General features: G+C 56.1%; 8 protein-coding genes. 6 read left to right on the forward strand and 2 right to left on the reverse strand.

What is annotated here, in order from left to right; genetic code table 11:
• Positions 1–494: 494 nt before the first annotated feature.
• Both NDO75_RS06325 and NDO75_RS06330 read right to left on the reverse strand, forming a co-directional pair.
• Entirely contained in the window at positions 495–1841 is a 1347-nt protein-coding gene (locus NDO75_RS06325; RefSeq protein WP_310905297.1) for a hypothetical protein, read from the reverse strand.
• Positions 1834–5478 (reverse strand): AAA family ATPase, encoded by a 3645-nt coding sequence (locus NDO75_RS06330; protein WP_310905298.1) that lies wholly within the window; start codon positions 5476–5478, stop codon positions 1834–1836. Before NDO75_RS06330 ends, NDO75_RS06325 begins: the two co-directional genes overlap by 8 nt.
• Positions 5479–5735: 257 nt before the next feature.
• On the opposite strand from NDO75_RS06330, the gene NDO75_RS06335 reads away from it, so the two are divergent.
• From NDO75_RS06335 to NDO75_RS06360, 6 genes are all read left to right on the forward strand, one after another.
• On the forward strand, positions 5736–6968 hold the full coding sequence (locus tag NDO75_RS06335) for a hypothetical protein (protein ID WP_310905299.1): 1233 nt from the start codon (positions 5736–5738) through the stop codon (positions 6966–6968).
• A 193-nt stretch (positions 6969–7161) separates the two neighbouring features.
• Complete coding sequence (locus NDO75_RS06340) at positions 7162–7803, forward strand: hypothetical protein (protein WP_310905300.1); 642 nt, start codon at positions 7162–7164, stop codon at positions 7801–7803.
• A gap of 488 nt (positions 7804–8291) precedes the next feature.
• Positions 8292–12950 (forward strand): DUF4011 domain-containing protein, encoded by a 4659-nt coding sequence (locus NDO75_RS06345; RefSeq protein WP_310905301.1) that lies wholly within the window; start codon positions 8292–8294, stop codon positions 12948–12950.
• Positions 12951–13091: 141 nt separating this feature from the next.
• Positions 13092–13454: a hypothetical protein gene (locus tag NDO75_RS06350; protein ID WP_310905302.1), complete on the forward strand. Its 363-nt coding sequence runs from the start codon at positions 13092–13094 to the stop codon at positions 13452–13454.
• 286 nt (positions 13455–13740) lie between these two features.
• On the forward strand, positions 13741–16401 hold the full coding sequence (locus NDO75_RS06355; RefSeq protein WP_310905303.1) for a PD-(D/E)XK nuclease family protein: 2661 nt from the start codon (positions 13741–13743) through the stop codon (positions 16399–16401).
• Complete coding sequence (locus NDO75_RS06360; RefSeq protein ID WP_310905304.1) at positions 16398–19277, forward strand: ATP-dependent DNA helicase; 2880 nt, start codon at positions 16398–16400, stop codon at positions 19275–19277. The genes NDO75_RS06355 and NDO75_RS06360 overlap by 4 nt, the downstream gene beginning before the upstream one ends.
• Positions 19278–19459: the final 182 nt, after the last annotated feature.

The raw sequence follows: 19459 nt of genomic DNA on the forward strand, positions 1-19459 counted from the left end.
TGTATCATGAGGGCACTCCTTGCCAAGGAAGCAGGGTCGCGTCACAGCGTAGCAGTACTTCTGCAAGGTTACAGGGTGGACCCGACCTTGCGCTGTGGCTAGGAGTGGTTCGCGTCCGTAGTCATCTGTGACATCTGGTCGTTGGAGAGATATCCAGTCGTCCAGAATAGTACAGAGGTCTTTACGGTGTATCTGTATATGGTCGGTGCTTGAGCTTGAGGTAACGGTCTTCAGGGTGGTAGTCGTCAACGTCCAGGGAGTGAGCCGCTCCTCGTCTCATTCCGCTGTGCCAGATGAGTTCAACAGCGGTATGGAGAATACTCGCGTACTCGTATTTCCGTAAATACTGGATGATTCTTTGGGCACGGTCTGCATCGAGCATAACGTCACGACTGGCCTCTTTTTGAGGTAGAATATGGCTGAACTGGTAAAATAATCCTGCGCAAGCCTATCATATTCTGAATTAGAGGCCTCATTGTAGACCACTCTGGTGATTATACGATATTCCGCAGAACCGACGCTAACTCATCCTCCAACTCAGAAGCCTGCAGAATAGCAATCTCACGATCTGCCTGTTCCTCTACAGTCGCCGTCTCTCGATCAAGATCCTGCACAACCAACATCCCATTCCATCCAGATCCGAAGTACTCTCCACCATCACCCCCAAACACAAATTCGTCGTTCACCCGCAAAAACGCGAGATACTCAAGCGTCTCCTTGATCCCCTGACGAACCGTCTCTTCTCGCGTACTGTTTTTCACCTCGACGATCAGATACTCGTGTTCGTTCTCGTCTTCCGAGATAATCTCGAGGACGATCACGTCGGGCCGGCCGGTGTGATTCTGATACTCTTTCCCGAAGTAGTTGCCGGCGATCTCCTGAGCGGTAACTTGCACCTTATCCGTCCGAGACAACTCCTCGTTCTCGTCGTCAGGAACGGCGACAAACGATAACTCACGGTCTCGGGCCGAGTTATCGTGGTAGAGTACGATCTCTTTCTCTCCCGCAAACCGCGCGAGTTCTTGCCGATCCGTGGCGATCGTCTTAAACTCTGGCTGCGTCTCCCGCATCTCCTCGAGGGTCGCCACGAACCGGAAGAGAACGTACAACTCGAACAACGTGTCCTGGTCATCCGGGGCGATAGCAGTCTCCTCAAGCAACGCCCGAATCGCGGCCGGCTCACCTCGGAACAACCGCTCCCGAGAGCGAAGCAATGACGCCGCCTGCCGATACACCTTATGCCGCGAATTCGCAGCCGTCGTTAGCATCCGCTCGGTTGGCTCGTAGGTATCGGGCTCGCGAATCCGCCGGACATGCACGTTCCGTTCGACGATACGCTGTAATTCATCAACCAAATCCTCACTTCCCTTCCACGTCTCACTGACCCATTCGTAATCTCCTCGAAGGTATTCCTCGGCCTCTCGAACGGTTTGATGGACGACGGAGATCAGCCGTTTCAAAACAATATTCTCAGGGATGTCATAGTCCTCGGATCGGTTCTCACAAACGAAGAGCGACCGGTCGCGTGGATGCTCTGCATACCGCTTCTTGATAGTCTTGCCCCAGTTGATGCGTCCATCCACTGTCCCTCGCCGCGTTCGAGACGTCGTCTGGGTCTCAGTGCGGATACTGCGAAGATGCGCCGGCAGTTCTCTGAAGAAGTCGACGACGTCATCCTGGAGGATAAAGTGGAGATCCAGAAGCAACTCGTACTCCTCGAACCGCTCGTCTAACTGCTCGGGCTTGATCGATCGGGCAAGCTCTTGCTCCGGAAAGGAGCCGTGCATCGCGTAGGCGAGGATGTCCTCAGTGAGCTGCCCGAGGAGGTCGTCCTTATTCATTCGTAGCCAGGGTCACTTGGAGCATCTCTCGGGCTGCTGCTTCGAGCAACTCAGCCTCGGTCTCGTCGACGGCTGCGAGCTTCCGAACGATCTTCTCTCGTTTCGGAACGCCCTCTAACTGCGGGAAAATGTAGCTGATGACTGCCTGAGTGAGATGATACTCAAGGTCGGCTTCCGGATGGTGGTTCACGTACCGGAGGACGTCTTCGATGATTGCCGGGCCGATCGCTCGCTCGTCTACCGCCTGGTTGGTCGCTTGCCACACTCGGCCGACTGCCCAGGCCTTCGGTCGGGATACCTCGAGGTCCCACGTCTCAGCGTACTCGAGGACGACGTCTTCGACTGTTCGCTCGCCATCAGTGCCGTCTGGCAGGTCAGGTGCGGGTACTCGGACGAACGCAAATCGTCGCATGAACGCGTAACTCATCTCGTACAATGACGTCTTGTCGTAGGCGTTCATCGTCGCGAAGATCCGCCACGAGTTGGGAACGACGTACTGGTGTACTTCCGCTGCCCCCACAACCTCGTCGTAGCTGGTCAACTCGACTTCCCGGCCCTCGATTGTGTACGGTAGTTGGACCGATTGCCCAGATAAGAGCGTAAAGAGTTGGCCGAACGCCTTGTCGATATCTGCCCGGTTGAGCTCGTCGATGACGATGAGTTCGTTCGACTGGGTACCGGTCTCGATGTCCTTGAGACGATTGAGAACGATCCCAGGCGTGAAGGTAAGGTCGCCACCGTTGTCACCGGATTCGTTCGGCATATACCCGCCAACGGTATCGAACGTCGACCAGTCGGCGGTCGCCGTCGTCATCTCGAAATCCGTATAGAGGGATGGCCGCTGCTCGACGAGGTATTCGCAGACGCGTTCAGCAATCTCCGTTTTCCCTGTTCCCGGCGGTCCAGTCAGTAACACGTGTTTGCCGGACTGCAGTGCTGTCGCGATCTGCTCGAGGATTTGCTCACCGCGTCCGTCTTCGAAGTGAAGTTCCTCGAGGATGTCTGCTGGGAGCGTGCACTCGAGGGGTTGGTGTGGATTGATCGGCGAGACGTCTCGCAGATCGTTGGCCATCGCCTCGATTAACACGGTGGGACGCTCGTAATCGACCGCACCGTCATCGGCCCGGAAGGTTCCATACATCGATTGCGCGGGAAACTCTTTCCCAGAGACGCCCGCACAGAGCTGATTGGCCTTCTCAATCGACACGCAATTTGCCGTCAATGCAGTCAGTTCTTGGTCTACTTGTGTCGTCTCTTTGGCGGTGATTCCTTGGCTGAAATCGATGGCGTCGATATCACTAGTGAGGAAGAGCCGATCGAAGCTGGCGATCATCGAGAAGTCCGCTCCTCCTTCGAGTTCCTCCCACCACCACGGCTCGGATTTCTCCGTCGTTTCGCCGAAAATCACGGCACCGATGACACCACTGGGTTGAGAGCCATACTCCTCGTTGCCAGGCTCAGCCCGTGAGTGGAGTATCCCTACGTCACCCTTCTCGAGTTGCTCCCAGCGATTGCGATGTTCTGGCTCGAACGAGAGCGACCTGTATTCGATGGCCGTGAGCCAGTAATCAGGCGGCGCGGTAAACTTGTAGACAGTCGGCTCCGCCTCCTGGAGATGCGTCGTAAGCGGGTGGTCTGGTTCATCCGCTGGTTGATCGTGATCTGGATCGGCCACCTCGTACGCGTCGTTGAGGATACTGTTGAATTGGGGCTGGTTGAGCATTCCGCCAGCACTCTCTAATTCGTTCTGGCGCAAGCGAATCCATCCCAAGAGAAGGGTCTGGGCTGCAGACAACGAATCGAGTGTTCCAGTCCCGAGTTCTGTAGCCTTGTCCGCTAAATCTGCTTCCAGCGTTCGGTATACCGTTTGAAGCTGCGCGAACTTCGCAGCGGTCGAGGGAGGTACCGTGTCACCTGGTCTGAACCCCTCGAGCGCCTCGGACCACTCTTCGATGAAGGAGTCACCGATCCGCGTTTGGAACCACGTTTTGTTCTCATCAAAGAGGCGATTGCGAATATCCTCGAGGGTCGCGTCCAATGACTCGTATTCTCCGGCAGTCTCTCCCGGATAGAGCTGTTCGCCCTGAATCTCCTCGATGAACTGGTTGACAGACTCGTACTCGTCGTAGAACTGTGAGCCACGCCGGTCGAAATTGATCGCACTGAACGTATCATTGGGCCATCCCTTGAAGCCGAGCAGTTCCCAGAACTGCTCTCGATCGAGTTCGGCCTCGTAGATCGGCTGGAGGAACATGATATGCGGGAAGATCTGGTCGGTCACATCACCCCAGCCGACTGCGTCAGTGAACTGGGCTGCTGCATCGTCATCTAACACTGTGGCAGAGGCGATCCGAGCAAGGAGCGTATATGATCCGCCATGCCGTCCCTCTCGATCAGCGAACAGGAGGTAATCGCCCTCATCAGCCGGTTCGTCTTCTTGGTTGCCCCATACGCGAAGCCCGGTCTCGTCGATTGGCAGTTCGTGGATGTCGGAGATTTGGTCACGGGGAACGTCTTCAAGAATGGTCCGCTCGAAATTCGTCCGGATCGGCCCATCGCCTGTCTTGATTGGGACTTGGTACACCGAGGGATCAGCAAATTGTTGCAGGTTCGAATTCGCTCCCGTCTGGATGGAGGAAGAATCAGCACTGTCTCGAGTGGTATGTCCAGCCGGGAGTTCCTCGTCTCGAATGGGGGCCAAGAGAAAGCGGATTGCACTTCGTGTGTTGCCCTCCGAATCAGGGAGTTCCTCATAAAAGTGGCCAGCATAGAGGTACTGACCGATGTAGCGCACGCCGCCGTCTTCCATCACGAAAAAATGCAACTCTCGGCCGTCCTCGAGATGATCTCTAATAGCCCGGTTGCCCCGAACCATCTCCATGTCGCCGACTTGGCCTTCGCCAGTGTAGACAACGGTACCATCTGAGCGGAGTTCGTCTTGATAGCCGTGGTCTTCGCCGGTGCCACCGCTGAAGAGAAAGACGACTGGTTCGTCCCTCGAGGGAGCGATTCCTCCCTGGATGCTGCCACCATACTTCGCGTGCAATTCGCGGCGTTCATAGACAGCGTCGGACTCCAACTCGACAGTTGAAACCCCATGTAGTTGCTCGGCGACTGTTTCGCCGGCCGCTGTGAGGTGGTTCTGATCATCAGTTCGGTCAACGTAGCCGGCCATCTGTAGCCATTCACGGTGGCGGCTCGCGACACCGGGCGTTTGCATCTGACACTCCTCGAAGGTTTCCACGAGCACCTCCATGAGGTCCTCATCGGTTTTCGGTTCAGCGCTGAGTGCAGCGAGGATCGTGTCGAAGCCTTTGACGGTGGTTCGAAGGGCATTGTAGAGTATGACTGGGTCTTGCTCTTCGAAGTAGCACCGTCCAATTCGAGTACAGCTGTACGCATTATTCTCGCTTTCGATTAGGTCTAATTGCTCGAGAAATTGTAGGCGTCGTTCGATCGCATCGGGATTTTCAGCATTCGTCTTGGAGACGATCCAGTCTATGACGTTGTCTCGAGGAACGCCCTGTGAGTCTTCGCTACCTGCCTCGAGAAACGAGAGTAACTCAGCCAAGATGTCGGCTCGGTCGTCAAGATCGCCATAGAACCGTGCAGTAGACATCCGACGATCGTCCGTCATTCTTCTATAACACGTCACAGCAACTTACCATAAATCCTGTTTACTGGTTGCTGTGGAATCCCATCTTATCTGAAGCAGAGCAAGATTAGTTGCGATATATGGAATTTCGATAGCTTCTCTGTTCAGGCGACGGCCAAATCCTTGATCGTGCTTGCGAGCAAGTGTCGTTGCCCGACGGGGCCGTTGATCCTGAATACGTTGCTCGGCATAACGCGACGCTCGAGTGGGTGTGAGTGGAGCACGAACCGAGAGATAGGATGGTTGGAGTTGCGTGCTTTATACTTGGCATACATTCAAACGGAACCAGCATCAAATGGGTGACCAAGATGGATGAACCGGCTGTTTTCGGGCACGTTGTCGACGAACTGGAGTCCCGCGGCTACCAACCGCTTGTCCATGTGCCCGGCGCACACGAACAGACGTATGCGGACGTGCTGGACCGGTGTGAATCACATCAGATCACGATCGGTGGTCGGTATCCGGACGTCCTTGGGTTCACGAATGCGGACCGCGTGTTCGCCGTCGAAGTGAAGGGGTCGAGCGGGTTGCTCCGTGGGATCGGGCAGGCGCTCACGTACCAGCAGGGCGCGCACGTGTCGTATCTTGCAGCTGCTGAGGATGTCGTCACACAACACACCGATTTGCTTCGGTCGAAAGGAGTGGGTGTGATCGGCGCTGGTGAGAGTGGTGTGACACGCTGGTCGAGTCCACCGACCTCTGAATCCCACGAACAGGTCGTCGATATTGAGGGGCAGCTCTCCGTTCGGCTTCGTCGGAGCGATATTAGCGGCGATATTGCGAGTCTGTCACTTGCCCAGCCACTAAACTATCTCGCTCCGGTCGTCGCAATTGAGCAACACGGCCCGTTGGCCGGCGACGAACTCGTGGATGTGCTTGCAGACGAGTACGAGTTCGGCGCTGGGAAAAGCGCACGGCAGAGTGCGCTGTCGCTCGGACTCCTCCAACGCGACGATCGGTATACCCTCACTGATCAGGGGGAACTCGCAGCAACGGTGCTTCGCGGCGCCGGGATTTCGACGCTGCAGGAACTTGATGAAGTGAAAGGCGAAGTTGGCCGATCGACGGTTGTCGAGGAACACCAGTCGCTTGCAATCCTGCTACAGAACTGTTATGAGCGGCATCCGGAGTTCCGGTTGTTGCTGGATGCGCTTCGAAAAGAGGGGCCGTCGATCCACTTCCCGGATCTGCTTCGCCGGTTGGTACACGAGTACCCGAACGTCTTCCTGAACACGTTCTGTACGCGGGCAAGCCGGACGCGAGCACGCGAGTTAATCGAGGCGGGCCAGATATCCCGCATCTACGAGGAGGAGGCGATCTGGAAGGATGTCATCCGAACCAACGTGTTGTTCAATTTCGTCCAGCAGCTCAAACACATCGGGGTACTCGCTGCAGAGACACGGAGTCACAGCGGGAAAATCAGTGACTATGATCCTGATTCGAAACCGTGGCTGCTGCGAGAGGTAAGGTGAGTTTGGTACTGTCGGGGCAGTCCTGATTGAGTTCTATGTGAAGTAACTGAGGGCCGATTCGTACTGAAGTATTTTAGCGAGTTGATCAAATCTACAGGCTTGAGGATCAACCCGTGGCAAGTCCACTACCATTTCGGTCCTTCGGATTGCCGACCGCCTCAAGGGGTTCATCGATCATACCTATGGAGAGCTAGTGATCCAGAGCGACTACGCAGCGCAGGCGATGCTCAAGCGCGTGCGTTCGGCCGAAGAGCCGTTCCGGCGGTCGGTCGGATCGACAGTCATGCAAGTCGCCGATAACGCACAGAACGTCCAGACGGACGTGCTCGACCGATTCGTGAATAACTACGACGTCGGGATCGTCGAGACCCGCAACGACTGTCGTGCCTTGTTGAAGCCGCGCTATGTTGCCGCAGACAAAGACGACGCGAAAAACCTCGAGAGAGAGGCCTATACTGCAATCGTCGAACGATATGGGAACGCTCGTGGCTTCCACATGCGTGTCGAACTGGCTGATGGATCGTTCAAGCGGTTCCGCAAGCTCGATCTGGGATGGGCCGGCTCTGACTGGGATCCCGACTCAGCCCGCCGAAAGCGTGAGCGCCAACTCGCGGACCAAGCAGGTGCCGACAACCGCGACATCGATCCCGAAGAGATCGATCTCGAGGGGGCGTGGGACCAGTTCGCCGATCGCGACGACCGGGTCAACTACTCGACGCTCCGGATAATCATTTCGACGGTCGCGGACGACGTTGACCGCGCTCTCGAGACTCTTCGGGACCGTGGTGAGATCATTACCGAACAAGGCCGGGGCTTCGGGCTGGCTCCCTGGTAGCGCTGCCACGATTAGTGGTAATACTCTCGTTCTGACTTATTTTCTCTCATTTTCGAGAGTATTATTCTGTTAGCCGAGGATCCAGCACCTGCTGGGAGGGCTAATCTGTTTCCCACTGGTAGTCATCCTTATTGAGCCGATCTCGGAATCGGACCTCGCGGGTCGAATTCCGGGTTAGAGGGTGTGGCTAAGGCCAAGGGGTCAAACCAACCGCTACACCTTCGGAGAGAGGAGGGACCTAGAGAAGCTCGTTGGTCAGAAAATAACGGATCGGAACGACTCGTCTCCGGTGTGTCCACACAGACGTTCGGTTGCATAATAACCGTTTAGATCTACTCGGTTCGCATCAAATAAACACTAATAATACCTATCTAATACTGAATCTATTTCGAGATGATCATATTTATAACCGATCAGTTCCAGTCACTACTCAGTCTAATGGTAATGCAGGTGACTGTTATTCTGCAGCTAGTGGATGTGGTGTAAATATGGGTGGGAGCCAGCTTGATAAGAAGATAGACAGTTGGAAAGAACAGTTGCTCGACCTGACACGTCGAAACAACATGGTCGACTTCAGCGCGACCAAAACGAAGTCGCTCCCGACGCAGGCGACGAGTTGGCGGACGGTAGTTGGGCGATTAGCCGATAACGATACCCTCTACGTCTACCGGCCACGTGTTCTCTCGGATTCGGACGAAACCGACATCGAACTCGTCCCCGAATCCTCGGATGAGACCGAACTTATTCCGACTCGTGAGCCGGACGAAGTCGAAAATTCCCTCTATAATATCTCGCTTAACCAGCGGAAACACCTACAGGAGAAGGGTGTAGACTCGCTTTATCTTGCGCTCGGGATGTTCGAGTGGTTTAGTGTCGATTACAGCGATACGAAACTACGGTCTCCTCTATTTCTCGCTTCTGTCTCAATCGATCGAGAGACCGTATCTGATCCGAATCGCCACGACTACGTCATCACGTCCGACGACGAGGTGATCATCAATCCGGCCTTACGGAAGAAATTGGCGAGCGAGTTCGGGATTTCGTTACCCAACAACGAAACGTTCGGACTTGACGATCTCGTCGATACGGCCGCCGAGATTGAATCAATTATCGATGGGAGAGATCGATGGCAAATCACCGACGACATTGTCCTCGGAATCTTCGATTTCGCCAAGTTGAGCCTCTACAACGACCTCGAGGAGAATCGTAAAGCAATAAAATCGAATCCGATTATTCGGGCGCTCAATGGTGATCAATCCGTTCTTAATACCGATATCGGTAACGTCCCTACTGCGGACACGCTCGACAAACAAGTTGATCCGGTCGATACGTACCAAGTTCTCGAGGCGGATTCGAGCCAACAAGAAGCCATCGAGGCGGCGAAGTCTGGCGTCAGTTTCGTACTCCAAGGCCCACCCGGGACGGGGAAGAGCCAGACGATCGCAAACATTCTCGCGGAGAAACTCGCTGCCGGAGAGCGAGTTTTGTTTGTCAGTGAGAAGCAAGCAGCGCTCGATGTCGTTAAGAGCCGAATGGAGGAGGTCGGACTCGGGCGGTTCTGTCTGTCCGCACACGGTCAAAAGGCGACCAAAGACGATATTCTGAGTAGTTTAGAAACGGAACTTAACGCCTCGACGGTCAAAGAGCCACGCGAGAGAGCCCAACAGCTCGGGAAACTCAGGAAACGACGCGAGGAACTCAACGAGTACGGGGACCTAATACACCGAGACATCGGCGCTAGATCGGTTACCCCCTATGAAGCACATGGTGTACTCTCAACTGTCGACGACGCCCCACGTACGTCGTGGTCACTCGATGATCCGCTTGCAGTTACAGACGCCGAATACGATCAGACAATCGATCAGCTGGAGCAACTTGAGGAATTTGAAACGGAGATCGAAGAATATGATTCGCATCCTTGGCGTCATACGACGATCACGAACTGGCAGGTCGACACCGCTGATCGGATGCGTGAGTCGATCAAATCCCAGCGACAGGTTCTAGACGATATTGCGGCGCTCTCGGAACGGCTAAATGACAAGTTAGGCCTTCGTATCGAGTCGATCGATCAATTCGACGATATCGTTACGACGCTCGAGTTACTCGCCAATCGGCCAGACATCGAATGGCAACCCCGGTACTTCGAAACGGACTTTTATCGATCAGAGCGTCAGCTAACGGATTTGAAAGAGCGATGTGTTCGGATCGGTGAACTCGAAGATAGTCTCCTCAAAACATACGATCGCAGTTATCTATCGGAGGACGGTCAAGAGCTTTCTCGAGAGTTAAGTAACTATGGCATCCTCCGGTACGTTAGCCCGTCGTATAGACGACTCAAACAGCGGATCCTCGAACACGGCGTTTCGAGCTACTCTCCAGGAATCGACGAACTTCGATCGGACGCGAAGGACCTAGCGGAACTACAGACGGCTAAGGAAGAGCGTCGGGAATACGAATCTCTGATCGACCAAATCGGATATCTATACGAAGGAACCGATACCGATTGGGAGCAGCTCGAAGCGGTTCGATCGTGGGTCCAGAACGTAAAATCGATCGACTCAATCGATACCGAACGAATTCAAAACCTTCTCACGAACGATTCACTCGAAGTCGCGGACCTATTGGATACCGCGAGGGATCTCCTAACGGAGTGGGAAGAGACATCCGAGTTCTTCCGTGAATCGATAGATGTCGACTCTGTGATTACGGAGGATGGATCGAGTCTTTACGCCGCTTCTATAGCGGAGACAGATTCCCAACTCGCTACGTTCGAGGATCAGATAGGTTGTCTTAAAGATTGGATCCGATTCACACAGAGATTCGAAGAAGCAAAAGGGGCATTTGCCGGGGAATTCGTATCCGAGTACGTTACGGCAGATCATTCCCCTGATCGGCTCGTCGACGCCTTCGAGCGCCAATTCTACACTGATTGGATCAACGCAGTCTATAACGAGACAGAGCTCGGTAACTTTAGCGCAACTCAACAAGAGAAGCGACTAGACGAATTCCGGCGATTAGACAAGAAACAGCAGGAGTTAGCGAAAGTCGAGATCCAGCATCGAGTGACCAGCCGACGGCCGACTATGTCGCTCGAGCACGCCAGTAGTTCACAACAAGTACTCCTTCGTCGGGAGATCGAAAAACAACGGAATCGCAAACCGTTGCGTCAACTCTTCGACGAGGCAGGTGACATGATCACCCGTCTCAAACCCTGCTTTATGATGAGTCCGTTGGCGGTCGCCCAGTATCTCAAGACGACCTCCATCGACTTCGATGTCGTTATCTTCGACGAGGCGTCGCAGATCATGCCACACGACGCGGTTAGTAGTCTGATTCGAGCAGACCAGGCCATAATCGTCGGCGACACGAAACAGCTACCGCCGACTAATTTCTTTAATGCCTCCGTCGAGAGCGACGACGAGGTTCGTGAGGATCTCGAGAGCATTCTCGACGAGGCTGCGGCTGTCCTACCAGAGAAACACCTACGATGGCACTACCGAAGCCGGACGGACGAACTCATCGAGTTCTCCAATCAGAAGTACTACGCGGGCCGGCTTCGTACTTTCCCCGAGAACGAGCCAGAGACGCCGACAGGCGTCGAATTCGACTATTGCGAGGATGGGCTCTACGACCGAGGTGGATCCCGCCAGAACATCCCTGAAGCCGAGCAAGTCGTCGATCGAATCGTCGAACACGCGTCGGAATATCCAGACAAAAGTCTGGGTGTCGTCGCGTTTAGCGCGGCCCAAGAGCAGGCGATTCGCGATACCATCGAGAAGCGGCGAAAACAGAGCCCAACTCTCGATCGATTTATCGACGAGGACGACGCAGTTGAGGGGTTCTTCGTAAAGAACCTCGAGTCGGTCCAAGGGGACGAACGCGACGTAATGTTGTTTAGCGTGGGCTACGGGCCAGACGACGCCGGAAAGCTCTCGATGAACTTCGGCCCCCTCAACAACGATGGCGGCGAACGCCGGCTCAACGTCGCGGTCACACGAGCGAAGGAACGGGTCATCGTCGTTTCGTCGATCCAACCGAGTGAGATCGATACCAGTGGGACAGACGCACGGGGCGTCGTGGACTTCAAAAAATATCTCAAGTACGCCAAGAAAGGAGATCGCGTACTGATCCGAGACGACGAGATTACCGAAACGCTCGAATTCGACTCTTCCTTCGAAGAGGCCGTGTACACGGCTCTGGAAGACGAAGGATACGACGTCGTTACGCAAGTCCAGAGCTCGGGCTATAGCATCGACCTTGCGATCAAGCATCCCGAGCGACCGGGAGAATTTATCCTCGGAATCGAGTGTGATGGCGCTGCCTATCACTCCTCGCGGACCGCTCGTGATCGCGATCGAACTCGCCAGATGGTCCTTGAAAACCTCGGATGGACGATCCATCGTATCTGGTCACCGGACTGGGCCTCAAACGAAGACGGAGAACTACGGAAAATCCGTGAGAAGGTCGACTCAATGACGGAAGGCGACCGTCCCGAATCGTCCGTGGATATCGAGGTAGATCCTGTCGACGCCGAGACGACCGAAAATCCGAAGCACGACGGCGGCCATCCGGACTTCGTTCCGTATCAAGCCCCGACAACCGACGCGAGACCGGTAGAGAGTTTTGATGATTTGATTGATCACCGAATACGGTCGAACCTCTCGGAGTTGGTCGACGAATACGGGCCGATCGAGGAGGAACAGGCATACCGGGTTCTTCTGGATGGGTGGGGAATTAACAGATTGGGTAAACGTATTCGTCGGTCGCTGGAAAGCACGACCCGAGAGTTACACGGTCAGCAATTACATGATCACGATGGCTTCCTTTGGCCGGATAGCCCGGATGAATCGATCACTGTTCGCGTAGCGAATGGTGGTGACAAGCGGAACATCGAGGAAATCCCGATCGAAGAAATCGCGAAAGCGGCATACGTTATTCTCGACAATGGGTTGGAGATATCTAGAGAGGATCTCGTCCTCGAGACGGCACGTCAACTCGGCTATAGTCGGATTGGGTCGAATATCGAATCCCGTACCGGGCATGCAATCGATCTATTAGAGGAGATCAGTGCGGTGGATAGCGGCGATCGACTTCGATGTATTGAGGTCGATGTTGATAGTGTTCTCTACCACCAGGTCTATCACTAATTTCCACTCCAGACGACATTTCTGACATAATTGAGTCATCAAATGAATGTGTGATGATGAATTATATACCGTTGCTGGTTGCCGTGTGGGTGTGTCGCAAATTGGCAACGAAACAACCACCACAGATTGAGTTGACAGAAGATGATCACCCGTGTGCTTCGGATCGGGATCCTCACGATGGAAATAGCAGAAACCTCGAAAGAAGAGGAGTTTGTAAAGCGGTCTTTCAACGAGATGAAGCGGGACTTAGAAGAAGAAATCGAACGGATAGTGCGGGAAGTCGAAGCTAAGTTCGGAACCGACGGCGAGGTACCACAGATTTTCGACGAACATCTCGGTCCTGATGGAAAGCTTAAGCGGCAGCTCAAAGAGACATTTAGTGAAGACGGTACATTCGTTGAGTGTCTTGATAGAGAGCTTGGAGAGGATGGTGAACGCATACAGGCGGCTCTCGATCCAGACCGTGAAGGAACACCCACCTATCGCTTAAAGCAGGACTTCTAGGAGGAAATTGGTTCGCTACGGGACAAGGTAGAAGAGCAAGCAACTAAAGAAGAGATCACTCAAAAGACACCGCTAAAGGGCCACAAAACCCAGACATGGCACTCCAGGGCGTGAACTGGCTGGGATACCTCAGCTCATCCAGAAAGATGGTGGCCGGTACCGGCTCACTATCGAGAGATGACAGTTTCCCAATGACACTGCTGAGTCCTGCGCAGATCCTGCTGCATTCACGTTACAGATACCGACATACAGACTTATTGTCCGGTAATCGAACACGCTATGCATCGTGTCATTCAAGCAGTCGAAACCGATCGATCGGCTGTATCACGAGGTCGCCGACTACGACCTCGTGATCGTCCCTGACTCACCGCTCGCAGACGCCCTCAATCGACGCCTCGAGCGGGCCCACTTCGGCCCGTTCGCGATTACACCGCGACGGCTCGCGACGCGACGCCGGGAGACCGCGGAGGACCGCACTGCGTTCCTCAAGGTGATCGACAGGACCGAGCTGGGCTGGAAGGAAATAGCCTACACCGTCGGCAACGTCCTCCAGTGCTGGGAGTACCGTGGGACCGCCGACGCAATCCTCGAGTACGAGGCGTTCGACACGCCGGCGACCAGAACCGTCGTCGACATCGTTAGCTCGCTGCAGACATCCTCACGATTGCTCGCGGACTATGAGATCGACATCGGCGCAGACGAGTCGGTCGCGGTCGTCGGCCAGTCCCAATTGACGAACCTCGAACGCTCGATTCTTCCCACCGAGTACGATTCGGTCGACCGGTTTACCGAAGACGGGTTCGAACTGCCGCCGTTTCGGATCTTCGAGTCGCCGGCGGCGATCGTCGATGCGGTTCTCGACACCGTCACGCGCGACAACGCGGACGATATCGGGATCGTCCTCGATGCGAGCAGCGAGTATTCACCACTCATCGAGTCGGCGCTCGAGACGGCGGAAATTCCGTACTACGGCGGCCCCGGCTTCATGGACGATCGGGATCACCGTGCGTTCGTGCAGTTGCTGCGCTGTACGACGGCCGGCTCCGATACCCGCGTTCGCTCCGTGAAGCCACTGCTCTCGTGTCTCGATGCGACAGTGCCCGTCGAGCACGACGAAAAGCGGCTCACCGACGTCGACGATCCCGAGATCGAATGGCTCCGTGAGTTTACCGAGCAAGCGGACGCACTCACCTTCGAAGTAGCGCTGAACGCGTACGAGGAACGCACGGGACGAACGCTCGAGGCGTTCTGCAAGGAACTCGATCAGCTCGGCCTACTCGCGGAGCCGATCACGGCCAACGGGATCGATCGACTCGTCTTCTATCTGGAGACCTACGAGGTACCGATCGATCGGGACAACGAGGGGGTCCTGCTGGCGGATGCGAAATCAGCGTCGTTCGTCGACCGGCCAGTCGTCTTCTATCTGGGACTCGACGAAAACTGGACCCACGACTCGCCGAACCGGCCGTGGGTCGATCGCGACGAGGAGTACGAGCGAAACATCGACGGCTTCCAGTCGCTCCTCCAGAGCGGTGTCGACCGGCATTATCTCGTGCAGGATACGGCCGGTGGCTCACCCGTTACGCCGTGTCTGTACTTCGACGAACTGCTCGAGAGCGAGTACGAACGGTTCAGCGATCTCGAGTCGATCCGTCACGCGCGAACGGACCGGCCGACCGGTGACGGCTTCGACCGGGTGCCGCTGGAGACAGCCGTCGAACCCGAACACGTTGAGACGGTCAGTCAGTCAAGTCTGAACACCTACGCGAACTCGCCGCGGGATTACTGCTTCGAACGGCTCGTAGAGACACCGGACAGACACTACTTCGTCGAAGGGAACCGCTTTCACGACTTCGCCGAGTTCGTCGTCAATCATCCCGAGTTCGTCGACGATGCGCGTCTCGAGGAGGTCGTCGATATCATGATCGAGGAAACGCGTGCGTTTCATCGGAGCATCGACCTCGAGACGCAGCGCACGCGATATCGGATCGGCCTCGAGACGATCTGCGAGTACCTCGAGGAACACGCGCTAGTCGACACCGCGTTCCTGACGCCGTCTAGCGGCTGGGGAGCGAATTTCTTCGCGGAATACTTCGATCGACCTGTCGACTCGCCGGTGACCGAACGGTGGTTCGAAGACGACGAGCTTCGGCTCAAGGGGAAGATCGACCTCGTGCAGTCATCGACACAGTTAGTCGATTTCAAGAGCGGGAGCCGAAACGCCTCGTCACAGGTCACGAAACACGCCTCGATCGACGACCCGAGTGACAAGCCGGACTTTCAGGCGTTGTGCTACCTCACGTATTGGCGGCAGCACCAGCCCGACGAGCGCCTCGAGTTCACGTTTTTCCACTTCCTCGAAACACTCGACGACGTCGTTGCCGGCAACGACTCCCTCGAGGACTGCTTGACGACAGTGACATACCGTCCGGTCGCGTTCGACAAGTTCGTCCAATCCGAAACGGTCTTCGACGAACTTCGGGAAGACGCCGCGAACGCCTGTAACAAGACGTTCTCGAAGACCGATTACGAGACGTATCTGTCCGTCTTCGATACCCACGACATTCCGAGAACGCGGGATGCTGACGAGATAGCCGACTCCCCCTTCGGCGAGGCGCTCCTCGAACGACTGATCGACGACGTTGGGGACTACAAGTACGTCAGGAAGGGCTGTACGCAAGCGTTCAGGCATCTCTGCAGCTACCGAAAAGAGGGATACTTTGTGGAAGATCTCGATGCATTCGAACGCTTCGTCGACGAGCAACTCGAGGAATTGAACCGCTACCGTCGCGGCGAGGACCGGTTCCCGGTCGCGGGGCGTGCCGGCGAACCGAACTACCGCTACGTGGACAACCGCGATATGCTACTTACCGACCCCCGCTCCGCTCGAAGCGCCTCACAGAATTCGACTACGACCGAGGTTGAAGACGCGGAGGTGCAGCGATGACGACACCGATCGAAGAGCGATCAGCAACCGAGACGCCGTCACCGAACGACCGGCAGCAGGAACTCATCGAGAGCACAGACGGGCTATATCTCGTCGACGCCGGCGCCGGGACTGGCAAGACGTTCACGGTGACTCGTCGCTACGCGAATATTGTTACCCAGCCCGACATCGAACCTGACGATATCCTCCTGATCACGTTCACGCGCAACGCGGCGACGGAGATGAAAGACCGGATCGTCGCAGAGTGTGACTACGATATGCGGGCGCTCAACGACGCGCCGATCCAGACGTTCCACAGTCTGTGTAACGACATCCTCGATCAGCACGGCTTCCACGCGCCGTCCTATCTCGGGATCGACGACGCAATCACCAGCTCGACGCGAATCCTCGAGAACGAGACCATCGAAGGGGAGTACTTTCAGGAGTTCATCGATCGGTTCAGCGACGATCACGACGAGTACGCCGACCTCCTCCGGTGTCTCTCCGATCCGACCGAACTGCTCGATCTGCTCAACAATCTCGCGTCGAAAGGGATCTTTCCGACTGCAGACGGCTGGTATCGCAATGGCAGGGAGACTCTCGAGGGAGATTTCGAGGCGTTCAAGGAGGCGTTCGACGAGGTGAATCAGCCGCGAAACGGCGGTAGCAAGCAGTCAACGCTCCGCTCGCGGCTCGGTCGCTACGGGAGGAACAAGTGCTACCTGCCCGACGCTCCTGATCGGAGTGAGCTCCGCGGCGAGTACGGCTCGAAGGCCGTCCCCGAGGATGTCGCCGAACGAGTCTTCACCGAGGACCGCGACCACCTCATCGCGTTCGTCCACGATGTCTACTTCGAGTATCTCGAGTTCGCGCTCGGACGGAACTACCTGAACTTCTCGTTCCTCCAGCTGTTCGCGTTCGTGTTGTGCTGTGAGGACAGCGGGCTCCGCGAGGACCTCGCGTTCGAGTACGTGATGATCGACGAGTTCCAGGACTCGAGCGAGATCCAGTTCAAACTCGCGTTGCTCCTGTCGAGAACTGAAAATTTCTGCGTCGTCGGCGACTGGAAACAGAGCATCTACTCCTTCCAGTACGCGGCGGTCGAGAACATCACTGAGTTCGAATCCCGGTTGGAGCGCTTCGCCGGCGAATTGAACGACGACGCCGAACGGGTCTCGTTCCCGCTCGAACCCGTGACGACGATCGAACTCGAGCGGAACTACCGCTCGACGCAGCCGATCCTGGACTTCTCCGAGCACGCGCTCGTGACCCCAGGGAGCAGCAACGAGTCGGTCGATCAGGAGTCGGTCCTCGAGGACGTCGTCTCGCTGACCGCGACCACCGACCACGATCACTCGCGGATCGAAGCCATTCAGCACAGCGACGAGCACGAGGCGATCCTCACGAAGATCCAAGAGATCGTCGATAACGCCGAGTACGCGGTCGAAGATGACGGCGAGTTGCGGCCGCCGTCGTACGGGGATATCGCCGTTCTCACCCGAACTCGTGATTTCGGCCGGGAGTTGCTCTCGACGGCCGAAGCGTACGAGTTCCCGATGGCCTACGAGGGCGGGATCGAACTTTTCCGGACCGACCAGGCGAAGCTTCTGCTCGCATGGCTGCGTATCCTCGAAGACGGGTCGGACGCCGACCGGGGCTGGGCAGTCGTGCTTGAGCGAGCCGGCTATACACTCGACGAGATCGATTCCATCCTCGAGCGCGGAGCCTATCCCGACGAGATGGAGGCGTTTCGCGCCGAACTGTCGACACTGGAGACCCACACGGCGGTCGCGCGGCGCGTGTTCGATCGCTACGGCTACGACGGGGCGACGGCGGACGTCGTCCTCACGACAGTCCAGTCGATCCATGGGTCGACGACGATGACGCGTGGAGACCTGATTCGGATCATCGAACAGGGGATCGAGGATGGATACACCGAGGAAGTACAGGCAGCTGCGGGCGCCGATTCGGTCACTGTCCAGACGATCCACTCGGTCAAAGGCCTCGAGTATCCGATCGTAATCCTCGGGAATATGAACAGCGGGAAGTTCCCGCCGGGCGGAGGCTCCGAAGGCACAATCACCTACTCCGAGACGACCGGGCTTCGCCAGCGGAAGTGCTACGCTGACGCCCATGGTGACCCGCACGTCTACGATAACTGGCGGGCCGATGTCCTCCGCAAGTGCCGGCCGACCGAGCACGACGAGGAACGGCGCCTCCTCTATGTCGCAATGACGCGGGCGGAAACCCATCTCCTGTTCGCAGGAGGCGACGAACCGAATACCTTTCTCGAGGAGTTACCGGTCGATGTCGAATCACTCGCGCCGGCCGTTTCGTCAGTTAATGTCGATGAGACGGATCAGACGCAACTTGATGTCGACATTCCCGATCCAGCGGGGCCGGCGGGGTATTCGCCGCACTCGCTGATGGACGACAGCATCTTCGAGGGTGTATCAGGCGGACGAGGGATGAATTTCGGATCGCAAGTTCACGAGTTCGCCGAGGACTACGCGCTCGGCAAGGACGTCATTCCCGATAGTGACGATGAGAAACACATCGAGGCGTTCCTCGACAGTCTTCCAGGAGAGTTGCTCGTTGAGGAGAGAGCCTACCTTCCACTCACCGTCGACGATGAACAGATCACGCTCTCCGGTGTGATCGATCTGGTTCACGTGACGGACGACACCGTCGAGATCGTCGACTTCAAAACAGACCGCAGTCGACACGCCGAGTCCGAATATCGAATCCAGCTCAGCGTCTACTATCACGTCCTCGAAGACTGGTTCAGTGATCGGACTGTCACTGCATCGATCTTCTATACAGCTGAAGATGCCCGGGTAGAGATTGATCCGTTATCGGAGGCAGAGCTCGTCACGCTCGCTGACGACCAAGCATAAGTTCGTATAACCTGACGAACTTTCTGAACTATCGATGTCTCCAGAACGCCTCCGCTCGACCGTCCCAATGTTCGGTGGTGCAACGAATTGCGTTGGCACTCTTCATGCGGTCATCGACCATACTGATACGATGGTCTCTGTCAAATTCTCCTGAACTTCTGAACGAAACGGTGGACGCCGAC

The organism is Natrinema sp. 1APR25-10V2 (genome assembly GCF_031626495.1).
In the GTDB taxonomy this organism is placed as follows: Archaea; Halobacteriota; Halobacteria; order Halobacteriales; family Natrialbaceae; genus Natrinema.